Annotated in this window: 13 protein-coding genes and 1 pseudogene; 3 read left to right on the forward strand and 11 right to left on the reverse strand. The window is 61.1% G+C overall.

Annotation, left to right across the window (positions count from 1 at the left end; translation table 11 throughout):
• Window positions 1–33: 33 nt before the first annotated feature.
• The 8 genes from recD to FKM52_RS12860 form a co-directional block, all read right to left on the reverse strand.
• The gene (gene recD / locus FKM52_RS12825) at window positions 34–1878 is read right to left on the reverse strand and encodes an exodeoxyribonuclease V subunit alpha (protein ID WP_141176570.1); all 1845 of its coding nucleotides are present in this window, start codon (window positions 1876–1878) and stop codon (window positions 34–36) included.
• Window positions 1875–5417, reverse strand: coding sequence for an exodeoxyribonuclease V subunit beta (gene recB, locus FKM52_RS12830; RefSeq protein WP_141176571.1), 3543 nt, complete (start codon window positions 5415–5417; stop codon window positions 1875–1877). Before recB ends, recD begins: the two co-directional genes overlap by 4 nt.
• Window positions 5414–8305, reverse strand: coding sequence for a pitrilysin (gene ptrA, locus FKM52_RS12835; protein WP_141176572.1), 2892 nt, complete (start codon window positions 8303–8305; stop codon window positions 5414–5416). Before ptrA ends, recB begins: the two co-directional genes overlap by 4 nt.
• 135 nt (window positions 8306–8440) lie before the next feature.
• A complete protein-coding gene (gene recC, locus FKM52_RS12840) occupies window positions 8441–11827 on the reverse strand; it encodes an exodeoxyribonuclease V subunit gamma (protein WP_141176573.1) in 3387 nt (1128 codons plus the stop codon).
• 97 nt (window positions 11828–11924) lie between these two features.
• On the reverse strand, window positions 11925–12224 hold the full coding sequence (locus FKM52_RS12845) for a prepilin-type N-terminal cleavage/methylation domain-containing protein (RefSeq protein WP_141176574.1): 300 nt from the start codon (window positions 12222–12224) through the stop codon (window positions 11925–11927).
• On the reverse strand, window positions 12214–12624 hold the full coding sequence (locus FKM52_RS12850) for a DUF2509 family protein (protein ID WP_141176575.1): 411 nt from the start codon (window positions 12622–12624) through the stop codon (window positions 12214–12216). Before FKM52_RS12850 ends, FKM52_RS12845 begins: the two co-directional genes overlap by 11 nt.
• Before the next feature lie 14 nt (window positions 12625–12638).
• Entirely contained in the window at window positions 12639–13184 is a 546-nt protein-coding gene (locus FKM52_RS12855) for a prepilin peptidase-dependent protein (RefSeq protein ID WP_141176576.1), read from the reverse strand.
• The gene (locus FKM52_RS12860) at window positions 13175–13639 is read right to left on the reverse strand and encodes a prepilin-type N-terminal cleavage/methylation domain-containing protein (RefSeq protein ID WP_141176577.1); all 465 of its coding nucleotides are present in this window, start codon (window positions 13637–13639) and stop codon (window positions 13175–13177) included. Before FKM52_RS12860 ends, FKM52_RS12855 begins: the two co-directional genes overlap by 10 nt.
• Window positions 13640–13979: 340 nt before the next feature.
• Here FKM52_RS12860 and FKM52_RS12865 point away from each other — a divergent pair, with 340 nt between their 5' ends.
• The 3 genes and pseudogenes from FKM52_RS12865 to FKM52_RS21995 form a co-directional block, all read left to right on the forward strand.
• Window positions 13980–14366 (forward strand): hypothetical protein, encoded by a 387-nt coding sequence (locus tag FKM52_RS12865; protein WP_141176578.1) that lies wholly within the window; start codon window positions 13980–13982, stop codon window positions 14364–14366.
• A complete protein-coding gene (gene ddpX, locus FKM52_RS12870; protein ID WP_141176579.1) occupies window positions 14363–14950 on the forward strand; it encodes a D-alanyl-D-alanine dipeptidase in 588 nt (195 codons plus the stop codon). The genes FKM52_RS12865 and ddpX overlap by 4 nt, the downstream gene beginning before the upstream one ends.
• Window positions 14951–14976: 26 nt before the next feature.
• Window positions 14977–15126, forward strand: a pseudogene (locus tag FKM52_RS21995) (ABC transporter substrate-binding protein); the annotation flags it as partial.
• Between the two features lie 45 nt (window positions 15127–15171).
• Here FKM52_RS21995 and thyA read toward each other — a convergent pair.
• The 3 genes from thyA to ptsP form a co-directional block, all read right to left on the reverse strand.
• Window positions 15172–15966: a thymidylate synthase gene (thyA, locus tag FKM52_RS12875; protein ID WP_141176580.1), complete on the reverse strand. Its 795-nt coding sequence runs from the start codon at window positions 15964–15966 to the stop codon at window positions 15172–15174.
• Window positions 15963–16838 (reverse strand): prolipoprotein diacylglyceryl transferase, encoded by an 876-nt coding sequence (gene lgt / locus FKM52_RS12880; protein WP_141176581.1) that lies wholly within the window; start codon window positions 16836–16838, stop codon window positions 15963–15965. The genes thyA and lgt overlap by 4 nt, the downstream gene beginning before the upstream one ends.
• Before the next feature lie 162 nt (window positions 16839–17000).
• Window positions 17001–19247, reverse strand: a complete 2247-nt coding sequence (gene ptsP, locus FKM52_RS12885) for a phosphoenolpyruvate--protein phosphotransferase (RefSeq protein WP_141176745.1) — start codon at window positions 19245–19247, stop codon at window positions 17001–17003.
• Window positions 19248–19250: the final 3 nt, after the last annotated feature.

Below are 19250 nucleotides of genomic sequence, written 5' to 3' on the forward strand. Positions count from 1 at the left end.
GCTCTGGCGCTACGCGCCAGAGCCGCGAAGAAATCAGAGATCGGGCGCGCTTAGCCGTTCCACTAAACCGCTGCGCCGCTGGGTACGCACCGCTACCGCGCGGGCAAAGATCTGCCGATCGGTATAGAGCGTCAGCTGACGGCGCGCGCGCGTAATGGCGGTATACACCAGCTCGCGCGTCAGCACCGGCAGGTAGTGATTCGGCAGCACCAGCGCGGTATGGTCAAATTCAGAGCCCTGCGATTTATGCACCGTCATCGCCCAGGCGGTATCGTGCGGCGGCAGGCGGCTTGGCTGCACCGCCTTGATCGAGCCGTCCGGCAGCGGAAAATAGACTTTTAACGTATTCCCGGCGTCATTCATCGCCACGCCGATGTCGCCGTTAAACAGCCCCAGCGCGCTGTCGTTGCGCGCAATCATTACCGGGCGCCCGATATACCAGCGGCTCTGCGCCAGCGGACGACGGATTCGCCGCAGCTTCAGTAATAGCCGTTCGATACGCTCATTGAGCCCCGCTACGCCAAACGGCCCCTCACGCAGCGCGCACAGCAGCCGGTAGCGGGAGAAGGCGGCCAGCACCTCTTCCGGCGCCGCGCCGCGCTGTAGCAAAGTAAGATACTCTTCATAACCCGCCACGCCCTGCTCCAGCAGCTGCTGATAATGCTCCGCGCTGCTCAGCTCGCTGCGGCGAATATCGTCAAAGCCGGCGCGAAACACCTTATCCGCCGCCTGCGCATCTCCGGCGTTGACCGCCTGCGCCAGCTGCCCAATGCCGGAACGGGCATCGAAGCGATAGCTCTTTCGCAGCAGACAAATGCTGTCGCGCACGCCGGGCATTCCCGCGCCGTCCGCGCCGTCCAGCTCGCAGCCGGTAAGCTGACGCAGCTGCCTGGCCCGCGCCACGCTGTAGCCCGCTTCGGCGCAGCGGCAAATATCGCCCAGCACCGCGCCCGCCTCTACCGAGGCCAGCTGGTCGCGATCGCCAAGAAAAATAACGCGCGCATGCGGCGGCAGCGCGGCGATCAGATTAGCCATCATCGGCAGATCCACCATTGAGGCTTCATCCACCACCAGCACGTCCAGATGCAGCGGATTACCGGCATGGTAACGCAGACGCTGGCTGTTCGGCTGCGCGCCCAGCAGGCGGTGCAGCGTGGTCGCCTCTTCAGGAAAAGCGGCGCGTTCCGTCTCGCTTAGCGGCAGGCTCTGTAACGCTTTGCCCAGCGACTCGGTCAGTCGCGCCGCCGCTTTGCCGGTAGGCGCGGCCAGCCGGATACGCATTTTTTGCTGCGAAAGACGAATCAGCGCCGCCAGCAGCTTAGCGACGGTAGTGGTTTTCCCGGTGCCCGGCCCGCCGGAAATAACGGAAATATGACGCGTAATCGCCACGGCGGCGGCGATTTTCTGCCAGTCGTCGGGGCGATCGCCGAACAGCTCGTTCAATACCCGCTGTAAATCAGCGTACTCGAAGGCGGGCGCAGGCTGTTCGGCAGCGATAAAGCGTGCCACGCTGCCTTCGCCGCGCCACATGCGGTGCAGGTAGAGACGCTGCTGCGCCACAACCAGCGGCGTCGGCCTGGAGCCGTCGCTTACCGCATGGCTCCGCTGCAACAAACTCTCCCACTCTTCCGGCTCACCCGCCGCCTGCCAGATTTCCGCCGCCAGTTCCGGCTGGCGTCCGTCAAACAGCTGCCCCGCGCGTAAGTGATCGAGCGGCAGGCAGACATGCCCTTCGCCCGCTTCGGCGCTGACGCAGGCCGCCGCCAGCATTAAGGCCGGCTGCGTATCGTCCGCCAGCATATGGGCAAACTGTAAATCCAGCGCGCGTATCAATCGTTTTTCTACCGCCTCGCGCAGCAGCTCGCTCATTTTTCTCATTTCGCTTCCACCTTGTCTCCGCTAAACAGGCTATCCAGCGCCATGACAAAATCGGCGGAAGGACGGTGGTGAAACACGCCGTTTTCACTGGCGCTGCCGTCCATCCCACGTAAAAACAGATAAAACACGCCGCCAAAGTGGCGTTGATAGTCGTAATCTGCAACACGATGGCGCAAATAGCGATGCAGCGCCAGCGTATAGAGCTGATACTGCAAATCGTAGCGGTGGCTAATCATCGCTTCAGCCATCGCCTGCGGCGTGTAGGCCGCGCTCTCTTCGCCCAGCCAGTTCGATTTATAATCGAGCAGATAATATTTATCCTGCCAGCAGAAGACCAAATCGATAAAGCCCTTGAGCATGCCCTGTACCTGCTGAAAGTTCAGCTCCGGCGCGCGAGCCGACAGCGCATCGTGCTGGCGCATGACCGCATCGAGCGCTGGCGCGGTCAGCAGCTGATGCATCGGCAGCCAAAACTCCAGCTCGACCAGATAGCGCCCCGGCGTCAGCTGCGCGAGGCTGACGCCGTTCTGATGCAGCGGCGTTTGCAGCACGCGCTGGATCCAGTCGCGCAGCATCGGCAGCCACTGTTCGCCAAAGCCCGCCAGCTGTAGCTGCTGCGCCAGCCACGCCTCATCCGGCGGCTGGCTAAAATCGAGCGTCTCAAACAGGCCGTGCAGGAAAGTACCGGGCGAGGCGCCGCGTGGAAAGGCATGCGGCGTGAGCGCAGGCGCGACCACCTCTGCCGTCTCGCCCGCGGCATCAATATCAAAGCGCGGCGTTAAATCGAGCGCCACCGAAGGCCCGTGCTGCTGCAGCCCGGAGTAGCTGGTTACGCGCCAGTGGTCCTGTAACTGGCGCGAAATCGCCGGACAGGTCAGCTCCGGCAGGCCTTCTCCCTCCGGCTGCCAGCTGCCTTCCTCCACCGCTTGCGGCACGGTTACCGCTACCGCGTCATTAGTTAGCTCATGCAGCGCCTGCTGTAATGCGCTGGCGTTTAGCGCCTCGCCGCGCTGAATCAGATAGCCGACGGCGCTTTTATGCAAATCGCTGTTGCCCTCTTTTTTGCGGTTGCCCTTAATCAGCGGCGCGATACCGATGCTGCAATGATAAACGGAGCGGGTCAGCGCGACGTACAGCAGACGCAAATCCTCCGCCAGCCGCTCCTGCTCGGCTAATTCAAGGCTCTCTTCATCGTCGCTGAGATCCAGCAGCGCCTGGAAAGTTTTACGGTCATGATAAAGCCCCTGCGCCGCCTCGCGGAAGTTAGCGGCAAAGGGCAGCCACACCAGCGGATACTCCAGCCCTTTGGCTTTATGTATCGTCACGATTTGCACCAGATGACGATCGCTCTCCAGACGCAGCTGCTGGCTGGCCGCCTGATGGTTAGGCTGCGCGATTTGCTGCGCCAGCCAGCGCACCAGCGCATGCTCGCTGTCCAGCTGCGCCGACGCCTCCTGCAACAGTTCGCCCAGATGCAGCAGATCGGTCAGCCGCCGTTCGCCGCTCTCCGAGGCCAGCAGGTTTTCCGCGATATACCGCTGTTTCATCAGCTCGCGCAGCATCGGCAGTACGCCGCGCTGCTGCCAGCGCAGGCGGTAGGCTGCGAACTCTTCCACCAGCGCATCCCAGCGCTCTTCATCCTGGCTCATGGCGTCAATGGCGGCGGCATCCAGCCCCAGAATACTGGTCGCCAACGCGCTGCGCAGCGTGCGTTCCAGCTCCGGCGCCAGAACCGCCTGCAGCAGCCACAGCAGCTCGCGCGCTTCAGGAGTGGTAAAAACGCTGTCGCGGTTGGAAAGGTAAACCGAAGGAATATTGAGTCGGTTCAGCGCATCGCGTATAACCGCCGCCTCATTGCGGCTGCGTACCAGCACGGTAATATCGGCGGCGCTGACCGGCCTGCGCTCGCCCTGCTTGCCAATCAGCGCCTCGCCGCGCAGGCCCGCCTGTAGCCAGTGCAGAATGTTGGCGGCGCATTGGCTCGCCATCCATTGTTGGTACTCACTAACCCCTACGCCGTCGCCAGGCTGAAGCCAGAAGCGCAGCGCAGGCTGTTGCGCCCCTGCAAGCTGAAAGGCGCGCGTTTCATTAGGCGGCGCGGCATTCACCTCGATAAAGGGTATTTGCGTAAACAAAAAGGGATTATCCAGCCGGGAAAAAAGCTGGTTTACGCTGGCTACCATTGCCGGCGATGAGCGCCAGTTGGTATCCAGTGTGTAGTGGGCGCTAACTTCACTTCGGGCGCGCATATAGGTAAAGATATCAGCGCCGCGAAATGCATATATCGCCTGTTTGGGATCGCCAATCAACAGCAGGGCGTTTTCCGGCTGCCCCACGTAGAGGCGCCGGAAAATCCGGTACTGCTGCGGATCGGTATCCTGAAATTCATCAATCAGCGCAACCGGATAGCGGGCGCGAATCGCCTCTGCCAGCAGATCGCCGCCCGGCTGATGCAGCGCTTCATCAAGGCGGCTCAGCAAATCGTCAAAGCCCAGCAGCGCGCGCAGTTTTTTCTCACGGCGCGTTGCCAGGCGGATCTCCTCCAGCGCGCGGGCAATCACCAGATCGCGCAGCGACAGCGGCTCTGAGAGAAAGGCCTCCACCGCGTCAAACAGCGCATGACGCGGCGGCTCGCCCTTTTTGGTTTTCTCCAGCAGCACGCTCTGGCGAAAGCGCGCCAGATCTTTTGGCACCCCGTAGCCCTGCGTCTCTTCGGCCACCCAGACGGCAATGTTATCCAGCCAGTTAGGTAAGTGCTTGCTACTGTAACTACGCTTGTCCACGCCTGATTTTTCAATCAGCTCGCGCAGCTCGCCGGCCGCTGCCCGCCACTGCGCTTTCAGCGCCTCAATACGCGCCACGATTTTTTCATGGCGCTGCGCCAGCGTCTCTTCGCCATCGGGCGCATATTTTAACGCCGGCGACTCGCCGTGCAGCCAGGGCGTCAGGGTCGCCAGCAGCTGCTCCGGCCCGGTCCACTCCTGGGCGATAACTTTCGCAATCGCCAGCGGCAGCGGATAACAGTGGCGCCGCCAGAAATCGGCGGCGGCCTGACGGCGCAGCGCCGATTCGTCTTCAATCAGCTGCTGTTCAAACAGCATGCCCGATTCGAAGGCGTTCAGATTCAGCATGCGTTGGCAGAAGCCGTGGATAGTAAAAATCGCCGCCTCATCCATCTGACGTTCAGCCGCCAGCAGCAGCGCGGCGGCGTCGGCAGGATCGCTAATTTCGTTCAGCAGCGCCGCCAGCACCGGGTTACCGCTGCCGCCGCGTACGCAGGCCAGCCGTAGCTCATGAATATTCTGCCGAATACGCCCGCGCAGTTCCGCGGTTGCCGCTTCGGTAAAGGTTACCACCAGGATTTCTTCAACCGAGAGCGGGCGATGAAAGGCGTTATCCTGCCCAAGACCAAGCAACAGCCTCAGATAAAGAATGCCGATAGTAAAGGTTTTCCCCGTTCCTGCTGATGCCTCGATGAGCCGCTCCTGACGGAGCGGCAGCGTCAGCGGATCGAGCCGCTGCGGGTTGGTATCACTCATTTCTTCTCGCTTGTCACCGGCAACGATTGTTGCAGGCTGCTGACGTTCGGCCAGGTTTTCCAGCCCTGCGGTGTTGCGTAGTCAGCTTTATCATGCTGGCTGCCGGAAACCTGTGACAGCATCGCCAGGCCCTGCTTAGCAATCACCGCCCGGTGGAAATAATCCGCCAGGCTCTGCGGCGTCAGCGCTTTAATCTGTTCAATAACCTTGTCACGCGAATCAAAGGCGTAATTTTCCCGGTCAAAATCTTTGCTGTAGCGCCCCGCCTCTTCATTCAGCGTTTGCGGACGCTGCTGCAGCTCATTAATCAACGCCGCCTGGTACTGAGCGAAATCCTGCTGGCTCATGGCGCGCAGACGCCGCTCGGCGTCAGGATAAAAGGCTTCATAGCGCTGCAGCAGCAGCGCAGGCTGTTTGCTGTTGCTCTGCAGCAGAAAACCGATGCCCCACTGACGCCCTACCGGGATCTGGAAAGTAAACAGGGCGTAGCCGAGCTGTTCCTGTGTACGCAGCTGGTTATAGAACCAGGGCTGGATAATCTGGCTTAACAGCACGCTGTTGGCAATGCTTTGATGCTCGCTGTAGCCGGTCGGCACATACACCGCGGCCAGCGCGGAATCGCTGCTGCTGCCCGCCTTTTGCAGATTCGCGCGCAGCGGCTGGCTAATCGTAACGTATTCGCTATGCCACCAGCTATCTCCCTGGCAGTTAAGCTGCCGTTTGACCTCGCGCGCCAGCGTTTCCACCTGCTGCGGCGTCATATTGCCTACCACCAGCATCTCCGGCGTCGCCTGCTCCAGCAGCATGCGGCGATAGTCGATTAACTCCTGCAGGCTAATGGAGGCCAGCAGTTTACGCCGCTCGCTGCGCTCGGTATAGGGCAGCTGCGACAGCATCTGCACCGGCTGAATCGCCAGCTCGAAGGCTTTGCCTTTTTCCGCCGCGTCAAGCCGCTCTTTATACCAGGATTTCGCCTGCGCCAGCAGATCCTCCGTCGGCGTATAGCTGGCGTAGCCGTCCAGCAGCGTCGTCAGCAGCTTCGGCAGACGCTGAGTAAAGCCGCTGGCGGTGAGGGTAACGCCGTCATTTTCGCTGGTGGAGAAACTAATGCCGCCAACCGCCGCCTGCGAGCTAAGTTCATCCAGCGCCACGCCCGCCAGATAATCATTCAGAGCGAACAGCACCTGATTGCGCGCGCTGTTCATCGCCGCCTTGTTGCGCAGCGCCAGCGTAATACTGGCTTTCGGCTCGCTGGCGTAGTAGCGGCTCGGCATATAAAACACGCGCAGGCCCGGCTCGTTCACCAGCTGCTGCGGATGAGTCGCCGGCTTATCTGACGGCGGGATCAGGCTGAAATCGTCGGGAATATAGGGGTTCAGCGTCGGCAGCGACAGCGAAACGGTCGCGGCCATCTGCTGCCAGCGCTGAAACAGCCCGGCGCTGATTTTATCCACCTGGTAAGGCGCATCGACAAAATAGGCCGTCTTGTTATGCGGCTCGTCAGGACTGATATACCAGATACGCGCATTCTGCGGCGTCATGCCGGCCAGCCGCGCGCGAATTTCCGCCGGATCGTAGCGATCGGCCAGATAAGGCGCATCCAGCGTATGCTCTACCGGCACGCGCAGCATGGTGTCCACCAGCCATTCGATATAGTCCATATCGCGGGTAATAGAGGGATAGCGGTAATCGATATCCAGCACGTGCGCCATTTCATCGAAATAGCGCTTATCAATGCCCTGCTGACGCAGCAGATCGAGATAGCTGAAAATTGCCGCTACCACGCGATCGCGCTGGGCCAGACCTTTATCCGTCAACGAGACGTTTATCGCGAACACGCCGCCGTTGCGTACAATCATCGGATCGGCGCCGGCATCGACCGAATCAGCCAGCCCCTGACTTTGCAGCCAGTCGGAAAGCGTATTTTTGCTGCGGTTGCCGATAAGATAGCTGATAAGGGTATCGGTTTTACTGCGGAACCGATCGCTATTGTTATCGATACGAAACTCTATCCGCAGCTGTTTGCGCGGCTGCGCCGGCACATAATGAATAATGATGCCCTTCTGCTTATCGGTAACCGCCGGCACATTGATAACCGGTACGCTGGCCTGATGGTTTTTTACCCGCCCAAAGGTTTGCGCGGCGATAGCCGCCAGCTCAGGCAGCGGTTTGTTACTGTAAATCACCGCCTTCATCAGGTTCGCCGAGTAGTGCTGCTGATAAAACGCAACCAGCGCGCCGTGCAGCTTGCTGTCGGGCTTATCGCTCAGCGTTTCCAGGTTGCCGCCGGAAAAGCGGGCGGCGGGATGAGCCGGATTCAGGGTTTCTGCCCCCACCTGCCCGATGCGGTGGCCGTCGCGCGAGCGCGCCATGGTCATTTCCGCATTAACCGCGTTGCGCTCCCGATCGGCATTAAGCGGATCGAGCAGCGGTTCCGCTATCGCGTCCGCAAGGCGATCGACCGCCGGCGCCAGCGCGTCATTTTCCACTTCCAGATAATAGGCGGTGCGATAAGAGGCGGTGCTGGCATTGTGGCTGCCGCCGTGCTTTTTCAGGAACTCCGCCAGATTATCAGGCTGGGGATAGCGTTTTGATCCCATCAGCACCATATGTTCAAGGTAGTGAGCCAGCCCCAGCTGCCGATCGGGATCGTCCAGCGAGCCGATGGGCAGCGTCAGCGCCGCCAGCGATTTAGTGGCCTGCGGATCGGAAACCAGTAATACCGTCATGGCGTTATCCAGCCGGATGGCCTGATAGTGACGCGGATCTTTATCGCTTTTATTGATCCTTTGTTCGATCGGCTGCCAGCCCTGTTCGGCCCTGACGGCCTGGCCGGAAAGCGTGAACATCAATAACAAACTGGCTGTCCAGACAGCGTACTTTCGCATGTATACCCCTTGAGTTTTATCCTTTCCTTTTCCAACGCGCACTTCGCTGGCCAAAGCAACTATCACCAATTAACGGATGAACGCTCACAATGACCGGACCGCGGTTATTACCTTCCCTCGGCAGCGGCCCGGCTACTACTCATTTTCCTGCATATCGCTGCGGTTAAAGCGCAGCAGCGGCAGCAGCCACTGCTCGGCGGCGGCGCAAATGGCGTCAAGCTGAGGCGCCTCCAGCGTGCGGAACAGCCGCTGCAGATAAGGATCGCTGCCCTCGCCTTCCAGCTGATAGTTGCCCTGCCAGGCGGTAAGCAGCTTCGCTTTTGCTTTAGCCTGGGTCGCCTCATCCATCAGCATCAGATCGTTTTTGGCGTCGTAGCTCGCCTCCAGCCAGGCGCCGCCGCTTTTCGGCAGCAGCAGCAGCGGCGCGCACATGCCGTCGCGGTAGCCTTCGACATAGCGGGCCAGCCAGTTTTGCGCCTGCTCCGGCTCAATAGCGTCAAAGCTCCAGCGGCTCTCTTTACGCCCCAGCATATGGCTCTTTCCCTGGCCGCCCATAGCGCACCATGCCAGATGCTCCAGCCATAGCGCCAGACCATCGGCAAAATTCAGCACGCCCGGCCGCCAGCGCAGCAATCCGCTCTGCTGCACCTGCGGCAGCCAGCCGTTCAGCCGCACCCCTGCCGCCGTCAGATCGATCTCTACGCTGCGGCTTTCGGCGCGTAGCTCCCTGACCTGTTCGGCCAGCGGCGCCATCTCCTCCTGCTGCGTTTGCCAGAACAGCTCGCCGAAGGCGCCATAGGGCAAGACGCCCGCCGCCCGATGATGATGAAATAACCGCTGCGTATCCTCTTCTTCGATCAGCGCGTTCAGCAGCTGCGCGTTGATTTGGTAGCGATCGAGCGCATCCAGCACGAACGGCTCGGCATCCGGCAGCTCGGTCTGCTCCAGCGCAAAGCTGACGCCAAGACGCAGGGTAAAAAAGGCGCGCACCGGATGGCGCCAGAAGCGCAGCAGCTGCTCGAAGCTCAGCTCATTAAGGGCCGGCGGCGGCAGCGGCTGCATAAACGGCGGATGCGGCTCGCCGCTGCCGCGTGCCGCCGGAAGCCACTCCTGGGCGAAGCTGCGGTGCTCAGCCTGCGGCGCAAAGTTTCGCGGATCGAACGGCATACGGCTGTGCAGACAGTGCAGATGCGTCAGCACCCGCCGGGCGCTGCTGTCCACATCCAGCTGCTCATCGCCCGGCAGATGAAAACTTTGCGCAATGTAATCCACCAGTTCAGTGACCAGCACAGAGGGATATCGTTCCGTATTATCCTGAATCGAGCGTCCGATATAGCTGATATAGAGGCGCTGCTGCGCCGACAGCAGCGCTTCCAGAAACAGAAATCGGTCGTCGTCGCGGCGGCTGCGATCGCCTTTTTGCGGCTGCTGCGCCATCAGATCAAAACCCAGCGGCGGCAGGACGCGCGGATAGACGCCGTCATTCATCCCTAACAGGCACACCACGCGAAACGGCACCGAACGCATCGGCATCAGGGTACAGAAGTTAACCGGCCCCGCCAGAAAACGCTGGCTGATCCGCTGCTGATCGAGCCGGGCGGCCAGCTCATCGCGCAGCAGCGCCGCCGGCACGGCATCGTCGTAGCGCGCCTGCAGCCCATAGGCCATAACCTGCTGCCACTGCTCTTCAATTAACATCAGCGCGGCATCGGTATTAACGTCAACGGCAAAGAACGCCTGCAGCATTTCCCGGCACAGCGGCTGCCAGTCAGTAAGCGCGCGCGGCTGGGCCAGTATCTGGCGCCAGTGGTTAAGCTGCATCAGCAGCTCCGCCAGATTACCGGCCAGTTCGGCGATCAGGCCGCTTGACTCATCATAGGGCAGGATGCCGTCCCAGTGGCCGTGTTCGCTCTCCAGCGCGTAGCCGAGCAGCATGCGGGTAATGCCGAAGCGCCAGGTATGCTGGCCGGTAGGCGGCAGCTCCAGCTCGCGTACGTTGTCATCATCCAGCCCCCAGCGAATGCCCGACTCTTCAACCCACATGCGCAGGCGACGCAGCCCCTCTTCATCAATAGCAAAGCGCGCCGCCAGCGCCGGCACCTCCAGCAGCGCCAGCACCTCCTCACAGGCGAAGCGGCTTTCCGGCAGACCAAGCAGGTTGATAAACGCCATAATCGCCGGATGGGCAAAGCTGGCGCGCCGATCCGAAATCGCAAAAGGCAGATAGCGATCCGCCGGCGCATTGCCAAATACCGCCTGGATATAGGGCGTATAGGCGTCGATATCGGCCACCATCACGATAATATCGCGCGGCGTCAGGGTCGCATCCGCCTCCATCATCGCCAGCAGCCGGTCCTGCAGCACCTCGACCTCGCGCTGCGGGCTGTGACAGACATGCACTACAATAGAGCGATCCTGCGGATCGAGGCGCCGCTTCTTATCGCTGCTGTTCAGCTCTTCGGCGTTCAGGCCGATAACCGCGTTATCTTCCAGCTCCAGCAGGTCGCGCTGCATCGCATGCAGCAACGTATCGTCCGGCACCTCAACGAAGGCGTCGATTTCCCGCGCCTCCATCTGCGCCAGCAGGTAGAGGTTATCGCGCCCCAGCTTGCCCCAGGAAGCGAGCAGCGGATTAGTCAGCTGCTGTTCGCCCGCGTCGTTAAACAGCGAGGAAGCCTGCTCCGGATCGCGGAACAGCGCGATCTCCTGCTGCTGTTGATGATGACGGCGACGACGGCTCTGCAGCTTCGCCAGAAAAGCGTAATCCTGAATATCGCCCCAGTAGTGGCGGCAGGGATTAGTAAACAGCAGGTGTATATCGATATGTTTACCCAGCGCCTGCAGCGCCTGCAGATAAACCGGCGGCAGCGCTGAAATGCCGCAGATAAAGAGGCGATCGGGCAGGCCCGCCGGGCGCGCGCTGCTGTTTTCCAGCTGCTGAATAAAGCGGGCGTAAAGATTGGCGCGATGCCACTCCGGCTGCCCCAGTTCGCGGGTATACTCCACCAGCCTGGCCCAGAGCGGCGCCTGCCACTGCTGCGCTTCGCCCAGCCCTTCAATACGTTTTCCCTGCTGCCAGCTGTTCAGCCACTCCGGGCGGTAGACCAGATACTGGTCATAAAGATCGGCGATGCGCGAGGCGAGCTGAAACAGCTTGCGCTTGTCGTCGTCGTCGTTGAGATAGTGCTGCAGCGGGCGGAAGGCCTCTTCACGCAGCAGGCCCGGCAGCAGCGTCATCAGCTTCCAGCTCATGCTGGCTTTATTAAAGGCGCTCTCTTTCGGGATGCCGGGCAGCACGCGCACAAACATATCCCAGATAAAAGTGGCCGGCAGCGGGAAGGCGATGTTGGCGGCGATGCCGAACTGCTGCGCCAGCTGCATTTGCAGCCACTGCGCCATGCCGGGACTTTGCACCAGCACCACTTCAGACTGAAAAGGATCGCGTAACGGTTCGTTCTCAATCAGATACGCCGCCAGCGACTTCAGAATATCGAGCTGGTTGGAGTGATAAACCGTAAACATGTTGGCTCCTGTTCAGTGCTGCTACTGCGCGTCAGCGCGGGGACACTCTACCCCTTACATCGACTAATGCAACCGCGGCGCTTAAAAAGCGGCAGAATCACTCATTACAGCGCAGCTGGCTTAGCGTTACGGCGGGCTGCGCAGGGCCGGAGACCGTCACCTGCCACAGCTGACATCCTGCCGGGCCGGGCAGACGCTGCAGGCTGGTTTGCCAGCCCGCCGGCGCTTCCCCCTGCAGACGCAGCGCGGCGGCGCGCCACGCTTCCCGCAGCTGCCACTGCCGGTAAAACCCTTCCGCCAGCCGCTGCTGATAGTGCAGCAGCGTGGTTAAACTGATGGCTAACAGCAGCAGCGCCAGCAGGGTTTCCACGATGCTAAAGCCCCGCTCAGCGCGCATCGGGCGTACAGTCCCCGGCGACGGAGAGCGGGCAGAAATCAAGCCAGCCGTGTGCGGCCGGCAGCCAGCGCCCGTTCCCGCTGCGCCGCAACCGCTGCCACAGCGCCAGCGCCTCCTGCGTTTCTGCCAGCGCCGCGCCGCGCAGCAACGCTTCGTCATTATCCAGCGGCAACAGGCACGCCTGCCAGCCGAAGCGCGTCTGCTGCCGGCAGCGCCAGCCGCTGCCGGGCGGCCAGTCGAGGCGTTCTCCCCAGGCCAGCGCCGACAGCGCCTGATGATAATCGATCAGGTAGCGACGCTCATCGGCTACCAGCGACAGCGCCGCGGCAAGCTGCTGGCGCGTGGCGTGCAGCAGCGCCGAACCCAGCAGCAGCACCAGCAGTACCATCGCTATCGCCATGCCGCCGCGCTGGCTCAGCGCTGATTGCGGGCGCTGACCAGGCTGTGCAGCGTAACGGATGCATGCGGAAACGCCAGCGATGCGCCGCCAAGAGACAGCGCCACCTGTGAAGCGCGGCGGGTAATAGTGAATGTATGAACGCTCAGCATGGTCGGATCGGAGAGGCTCTCCCAGCCGCCGCCCTCGCAGCTGGCGACGCCGCGCTGCATTTCCAGCCGCTGACTGCGCAAGCGGTAGCCGTACCATTCGCTTTCCTCCTTTTCCGGCCCTTCCCAGCGGCCGTTGCTGTTTTCATCCCACCTGACCAGCAGACAGCGCTGACCAACGATCAGCGACGGGCCGGCGCAGACGCCGTGACAGTAACCCGCACGGCGCACGGCTTTTTCCAGCACGTTCAGCATCTGCTGAAGCTCTTCCTGCAGGCGCAGCTGGCTTTGCAGCTGTAAATTTTGCCGCTGCAGCTGCGGCAGCAGGCGCAGCGCGCCCAGCATCACTACGCCGCTCAGCGCCAGCGCTACCAGCGTTTCAGCCAGGCTAAATCCAGCGTTTTTTAGCGGCACAGGCTCACCTCACAGAGCCGGATACGGCCGCGCGCGGAAATAATGATGCGCCAGCGCAGCGCGCCTTCGCCAAAGATGATGTGCCCCGCTCTGGCGACGTTACGCCGGCCATAAAAGCCGGGGTTGCCTTCGATAGCGAAGATACGCACCTGCGGATACGGCGCCAGCAGCTGCATGCGCTGCCCGGCGCGGCAGCCTGACGGCGGCGGCGGCCCGCTGCCAAGGCACCAGCGATCGCCCTCCAGCAGCCACAGCTGACGATCGCGGTTATGCCAGCCGGCCCAGGCGCGCACGTTGTGCAAAAACTGCTGCAGCTGCAGTGCCGTCTCACGCATACGCTGGTGCCGTTGCCACTGCTGCCAGCCGCTAAACGCCGCCAGACTTAACAGGCTGACAATGGTCAGCGTTATCAGTAATTCCGGCAAGGTAAATCCCTGACTCTTTAAGCTTTTCATCGTGACATTGTGGCGAACAGAACCCGTCGCGCCACCGCTACCGGCTGCTGTTGCGCGACGGCTTCCCGTACTTTTTACGCGCTTGCATTACCTGCGCCAGCTGATGTGATAAAACTCGCAGAGCCGTTACACCGTTGCGGATCAATCGGCGAAGGCCGCACTAAAAATGGGCGATGCTGCACAATCGTTGGATTTTTGTTAATACATAATGACCACAACGCCGCAGTTCTGCCCCCTGCAGGCGGCTGCGCACGCCGCTTAAACCTGGCATAACTACTGCTTTATTAATCAGCTAACAACCTGCGCTTTGCTGACAGCCGGTTAACACAGAGGCCGCCAGATGATAACTGCTTCGCCGATCGCCCATATCGAAAGCACCTTTGCCGAACAGACGCCCGGCGGCAAACGCATCGCCAGCTGGCAACAGCAGCGCCGTCCGGCCGATCGCGATGCGCGTTCATTAACTCTGGAGCTGCAGGCCATTACTCAGGTTTGCCACCTGACGCGGAGCGAAATATTCCAGCGCATCAGCTGGCGGCCAGCCGGCGCTTATTCCACCATTGCGCGCCAGTTCTGCCGCTTCGCCTGCGGGCGCCAGATCCCGCTGGCGCTGGTTACCGATATCTGGCGTTCGTGGGCGCGCGGCTGGCGGAGAGACTGGCGGTTAATCGCCGGCTACAGCTGGGGTTTGGGCAATTTGAACATTAACCAGAGGAATAACAGATGACGCAAGAGGTTGAACTGGTGGATCTGACCGCGCGCTTTCCGCAGCTGGAGATCGACCTGAAATATGCCACGGCGGATAACCTTACCGGCTACGCCATCTATCAAGACGCACGCTGTCTGTTGCATCCCGATGCGGCAAAGGCGCTGGCGCGCAGCGTGGAAATCGCCCGCCTGGCGGGGCTGGCGCTGGTGGTGTACGACGCCTATCGGCCGCAGCTGGCGCAGCAGCATCTCTGGCTCGCCTGCCCCGATCCGCAATATGTGGTGGCGGTAACGCTGGGCTCCAACCACAGCCGCGGTACGGCAATCGACGTTACGTTGCGCGATGAGGCGGGTCAGCTGCTGGATATGGGCGCGGCGTTTGATGAGATGCATCCGCGCTCGCGCCTCTGGAGTCCGGAGGTGGCTGCGGCGGCGCAGCGCAACCGCCTGCTGCTGAACGCCATAATGCACGGCGGCGGCTTTGTCGGCATCCACAGCGAATGGTGGCATTTTGAACTGCCCGACGCCGTGCGCTATCCGCTGCTCCGCGACCGTTTTAGCTGTGCTTCCCTGCCGGCAACCACAACCGTCCAGCCGATTTAACCAGCAGATCGCCATGAAAAATTTTCGATAATAATGACTGGACGCTAACCTGGCCCGCCTGTCAGCGTCTGGTGCGGTATAAAACCGCCGACGGCAAAGGCTCTACCGAGGTGGAAGGAGATCCGGCGCAGGGCTGGCAGGCCTCTGACGCTCAAAAAGAATGGGCTTTCCGGCTTGATCCGGCGGCCAGCGGCGCGGGGCGCGCTGCTGGCATGCCGGGGTTATACCGCCACCGGCGCCTTAATCGCCGGATGCGGATCGTAACCCTCAATCTCAAAATCCTCGAAGCGGTAATCAAACAGCGAGGCGGGCCTGCGTTTGATCACCAGCTTCGGCTGCGGGCGCGGCTCACGCGTCAGCTGTAAGCGCGCCTGTTCCAGATGGTTGCTGTAGAGGTGCGTATCGCCGCCGGTCCAGACAAAATCGCCCGGCTGCAGATCGCACTGCTGCGCCATCATATGCACCAGCAGCGCGTAGCTGGCGATGTTGAACGGCAGGCCGAGGAACACATCGCAGGAGCGCTGATAGAGCTGGCAGGAGAGCCTGCCGTCCGCCACGTAGAACTGGAAGAAAGCGTGGCACGGCGCCAGCGCCATCCGATCCAGCTCGCCGACGTTCCAGGCGGAAACGATGATGCGGCGCGAGTCAGGATCGTTTTTCAGCTGCTCCAGCACCTGCGCCAGCTGGTCGATCTGACGCCCGTCCGCCGCCCCCCAGCTGCGCCACTGTTTGCCATATACCGGCCCCAGATCGCCATTTTCATCGGCCCACTCATCCCAAATCGAGACGTTGTTTTCCTTAAGATAGGCGATGTTCGTATCACCTTTCAGGAACCACAGCAGCTCATGGATGATGGAGCGTAAATGGCAGCGCTTGGTGGTGACCAGCGGAAAACCATCTTGCAAATTGAAGCGCATCTGGTGACCAAAAATCGACAGCGTGCCGGTGCCGGTACGATCGTTTTTCGGCGCGCCCTCGTTCAGCACTTTTTCCATTAATGCCAGATACTGCTTCATTTTTGTTCACCTGCCTGTTGCTGCGGACGACGACGATACGCCCAAATCATCATAATTACGCCGGCCAGAATCATCGGAACCGACAAAATTTGCCCCATGCTGATGCCGCCAAACAGGCCCAGCTGAGCATCGGGCTGACGGAAGAACTCCACGATAATGCGGAACGCGCCGTAGCCGATTAAAAACAGACCGGAAACGCTGCCCATTGGACGCGGTTTGCGGATAAAGAGGTTCAGGATAGCGAACAGCACTACGCCTTCCAGCAGCAGCTCATACAGCTGCGAAGGATGACGCGGCAGGACGCCGTAAGTCGCCAGCAGCGACTGCCATTCAGGGTGCGTCGCCACCAGCGCCGCGTCTTCGCTGCGCGAGCCGGGAAACAGCATCGCCCAGGAGAAATTCGGCGCCACGCGGCCCCACAGCTCGCCGTTAATAAAGTTGCCGAGACGCCCGGCGCCCAGCCCAAACGGGATCAGCGGCGCGATAAAATCCGCCACCTGGAAAAAATGGCGTTTGGTGCGGCGCGCAAATACCAGCATCACCACGATAACGCCGATCAGGCCGCCGTGGAACGACATGCCGCCGTCCCAGACCTTAAACAGATAGAGCGGATTATCCAGAAACAGCGGCAGGTTATAAAACAGCACGTAGCCGATGCGACCGCCGAGAAAGACGCCGAGAAAGCCGGCGTAGAGCAGGTTCTCCACCTCCTCTTTTTTCCAGCCGCTGCCGGGCTTATTGGCGCGGCGCACCGCCAGCCACATCGCAAATACGAACCCAACCAGATACATCAAACCGTACCAGTGCAGGGAGATGGGGCCGATGGAGAAGATCACCGGATCGAATTGGGGGAAAGCCAGGTAGCTATTCATCTTTCACCATTTAAGTCATCCGTCCACGGGCTGGACGCTGGATAGTTCACTCCATGCGCGCCGCGTACAGCGCAGCGCTACTCAACCGGGAAAACCGGCCGGGCATGATAGCATAGCCGTTTTCTGACAGGTTTATGGAAATGTAAACGCGGATAAACCGCTTCAGAGACCGCCGCGAATCAGCCCGCCTAAACCGCGACGCTCCATAAAGGCGGCGATGTGGTTGCGCACCTCGGCGGCGGTTTGCGCCTGTAGACTACGGGCGCTCAGCGCCTGCGCCTCTGCGCTGTCGATATGGCGCAGCAGGTACTTCACGCGCGGCACGTTTTTACCGTTCATGCTGAGATGGTGGTAGCCCAGCCCGACCAGCACCACTACGCACATCGGATCGCCCGCCATTTCGCCGCACAGACAGAGATCGATATGCGCCGCGCGCGCCGCTTCGGCAATCGCTTTCAGCGCCTGTAACATCGCCGGATGCAGCGAATCATACAGGTTCGCCACGCGCGTGTTGTTGCGATCCACCGCCAGCAGATACTGAGTAAGATCGTTGGTGCCGACTGAGATAAAATCGACGCGTGAAGCGAGGTGCGGGATCATAAACAGCATCGACGGCACTTCTATCATAATGCCGATGCGCGGTCTGGGAATGGCGTAACCGAGCATCTCTTCCACTTCCTGCGCCGCGCGATCGATCAGGCGGCGCGCCTCGTCAACTTCGTCAATGCTGGTGATCATCGGCAGCAGAATGCCGAGGTTGCCGCTGGCGGCGTTGGCGCGCAGCATGGCGCGCACCTGCACCAGAAAGATCTCCGGCTGATCGAGCGTCAGGCGAATGCCGCGCCAGCCCAGGCAGGGGTTCTCTTCGCTGATCGGCATATAGGGCAGCTGCTTATCCGCGCCGATATCGAGGGTGCGCAGCGTAACCGGCTTATTAAGAAACAGCTGCAGCATACCCTGATACTGCGCCACCTGCTCCTCTTCCGACGGAAAGCCGTTTTGCAGCATAAACGGGATTTCGGTGCGGTAGAGGCCGATGCCGTCCACCCAGCTATCCATCGCCCGTTCGTGCTCGGCGCTAAGGCCGGCGTTAAGCATTACCTGAATGCGTTCGCCGCTTTTCAGCTCGGCGGGCTGTTCCACGTCATCTTCCGCCAGCCGGCTCAGCGCGTTCTCTTCGCTGACCAGCCGCTGATATTCCTGGATCAATACCGGTTCAGGATCGATCAGCAGCTCGCCGCGATAGCCGTCGACGATCAGCAGCCGTTTATTAAGCAGATCCGGCAGGATATCGGCGCCCATCACCGTCGGGATCCCCATCGCCCGCACCAGGATCGCCGCGTGCGAGTTCGCCGCGCCGTCGCGCACCACCACGCCCGCCAGACGCTCCTGCGGCAGCTCCGCCAGAGTGGTGGCGGTCAGCTCGTCGGCTACCAGCACAAAGCGCTGCGGCCAGGCGTTGGTGCCCTGCAGCGTATCGTCAAGGTGAAACAGCAGCCGCTGCCCAAGCACGCGCAGATCGCCGGCGCGCTCGCGCAGGTAGCTGTCCTGCAGGCTGGCGAACTGGGCGGCGAATTTTTCGATCACTTTCTTTACCGCCCATTCCGCCACCGATCCGCTCTCGATCTCAGCAAACAGATCCTGCTTGAGGCGCGCGTCGCTTAACAGATGAGAATAGAGATCGAAGATCGCGGCGCTCTCTTTCTGCACGCTGGCGCTGAAGCGTTTACTGAAGCGGCGGAACTCGTTGCTCGCCTCGTCCATCGCCAGCGACAGCCGTTCGCGCTCGCGTCCGACGTCGAGCGTCGAGGCGGCAAACACATGCTCAAGCGAAGGCTGGGAGTTATCCACCCAGCCGGGCGCCACCGCCACGCCGGGAGCGGCCGCCAGCGCCCGCACGCGCTTCTGGCGAAACTGCCCGAACAGCTGGCTCAGCTGCGACTGGGTAATCAGCGTCGCCATTTGCGTGGCGAGGGTAACCAGGAAGGATTCTTCGCTTTCGTCAAACTGGCGATGTTCGCGCTGCTGCACTACCAGCACGCCAAGCAGCTGACGACGCGTAATAATAGGCACGCCGAGGAAGGAGCGGAAGCGCTCCTCTTTTACCGCGGGGATATATTTGAAGCTAGGATGACTCTGGGCGTCGGCAAGGTTAATCGGTTCCGCCAGCCGCCCCACCAGCCCGACGACGCCCTGATCGAAGGCCAGCGTGACGATTTTGCCGCGCGGCTTTTTCAGCCCGCGCGTCGCCATCAGGTAGTAGCAACGACGCTCGTGATCGGCGAGATAGATGGAGCATACTTCGGTTTCCATGGCGAAACAGATCTCATTCACCAGGATTTCCAGCGCCTCATCAAGGCGCGGCGCGCCAGCCACTTTCTCTACAATCTCACGCAACTGAGTCAACATCAT

This window comes from Mixta tenebrionis (assembly GCF_006517625.1).
In the GTDB taxonomy this organism is placed as follows: Bacteria; Pseudomonadota; Gammaproteobacteria; order Enterobacterales; family Enterobacteriaceae; genus Mixta; species Mixta tenebrionis.

Bases quoted from the DNA above. Each gene is read 5' to 3' on its own strand.
- FKM52_RS12865 (WP_141176578.1), top strand. From the start codon at position 13,980: ATGATAACTGCTTCGCCGATCGCCCATATCGAAAGCACCTTTGCCGAA.
- ptrA (WP_141176572.1), bottom strand. From the start codon at position 8,305: ATGCGAAAGTACGCTGTCTGGACAGCCAGTTTGTTATTGATGTTCACG.
- recD (WP_141176570.1), bottom strand. From the start codon at position 1,878: ATGAGAAAAATGAGCGAGCTGCTGCGCGAGGCGGTAGAAAAACGATTG.
- ptsP (WP_141176745.1), bottom strand. From the start codon at position 19,247: ATGTTGACTCAGTTGCGTGAGATTGTAGAGAAAGTGGCTGGCGCGCCG.
- FKM52_RS12860 (WP_141176577.1), bottom strand. From the start codon at position 13,639: ATGAAAAGCTTAAAGAGTCAGGGATTTACCTTGCCGGAATTACTGATA.
- recC (WP_141176573.1), bottom strand. From the start codon at position 11,827: ATGTTTACGGTTTATCACTCCAACCAGCTCGATATTCTGAAGTCGCTG.
- FKM52_RS12850 (WP_141176575.1), bottom strand. From the start codon at position 12,624: ATGGCGATAGCGATGGTACTGCTGGTGCTGCTGCTGGGTTCGGCGCTG.
- ddpX (WP_141176579.1), top strand. From the start codon at position 14,363: ATGACGCAAGAGGTTGAACTGGTGGATCTGACCGCGCGCTTTCCGCAG.
- thyA (WP_141176580.1), bottom strand. From the start codon at position 15,966: ATGAAGCAGTATCTGGCATTAATGGAAAAAGTGCTGAACGAGGGCGCG.
- lgt (WP_141176581.1), bottom strand. From the start codon at position 16,838: ATGAATAGCTACCTGGCTTTCCCCCAATTCGATCCGGTGATCTTCTCC.
- FKM52_RS12845 (WP_141176574.1), bottom strand. From the start codon at position 12,224: ATGCGCGCTGAGCGGGGCTTTAGCATCGTGGAAACCCTGCTGGCGCTG.
- recB (WP_141176571.1), bottom strand. From the start codon at position 5,417: ATGAGTGATACCAACCCGCAGCGGCTCGATCCGCTGACGCTGCCGCTC.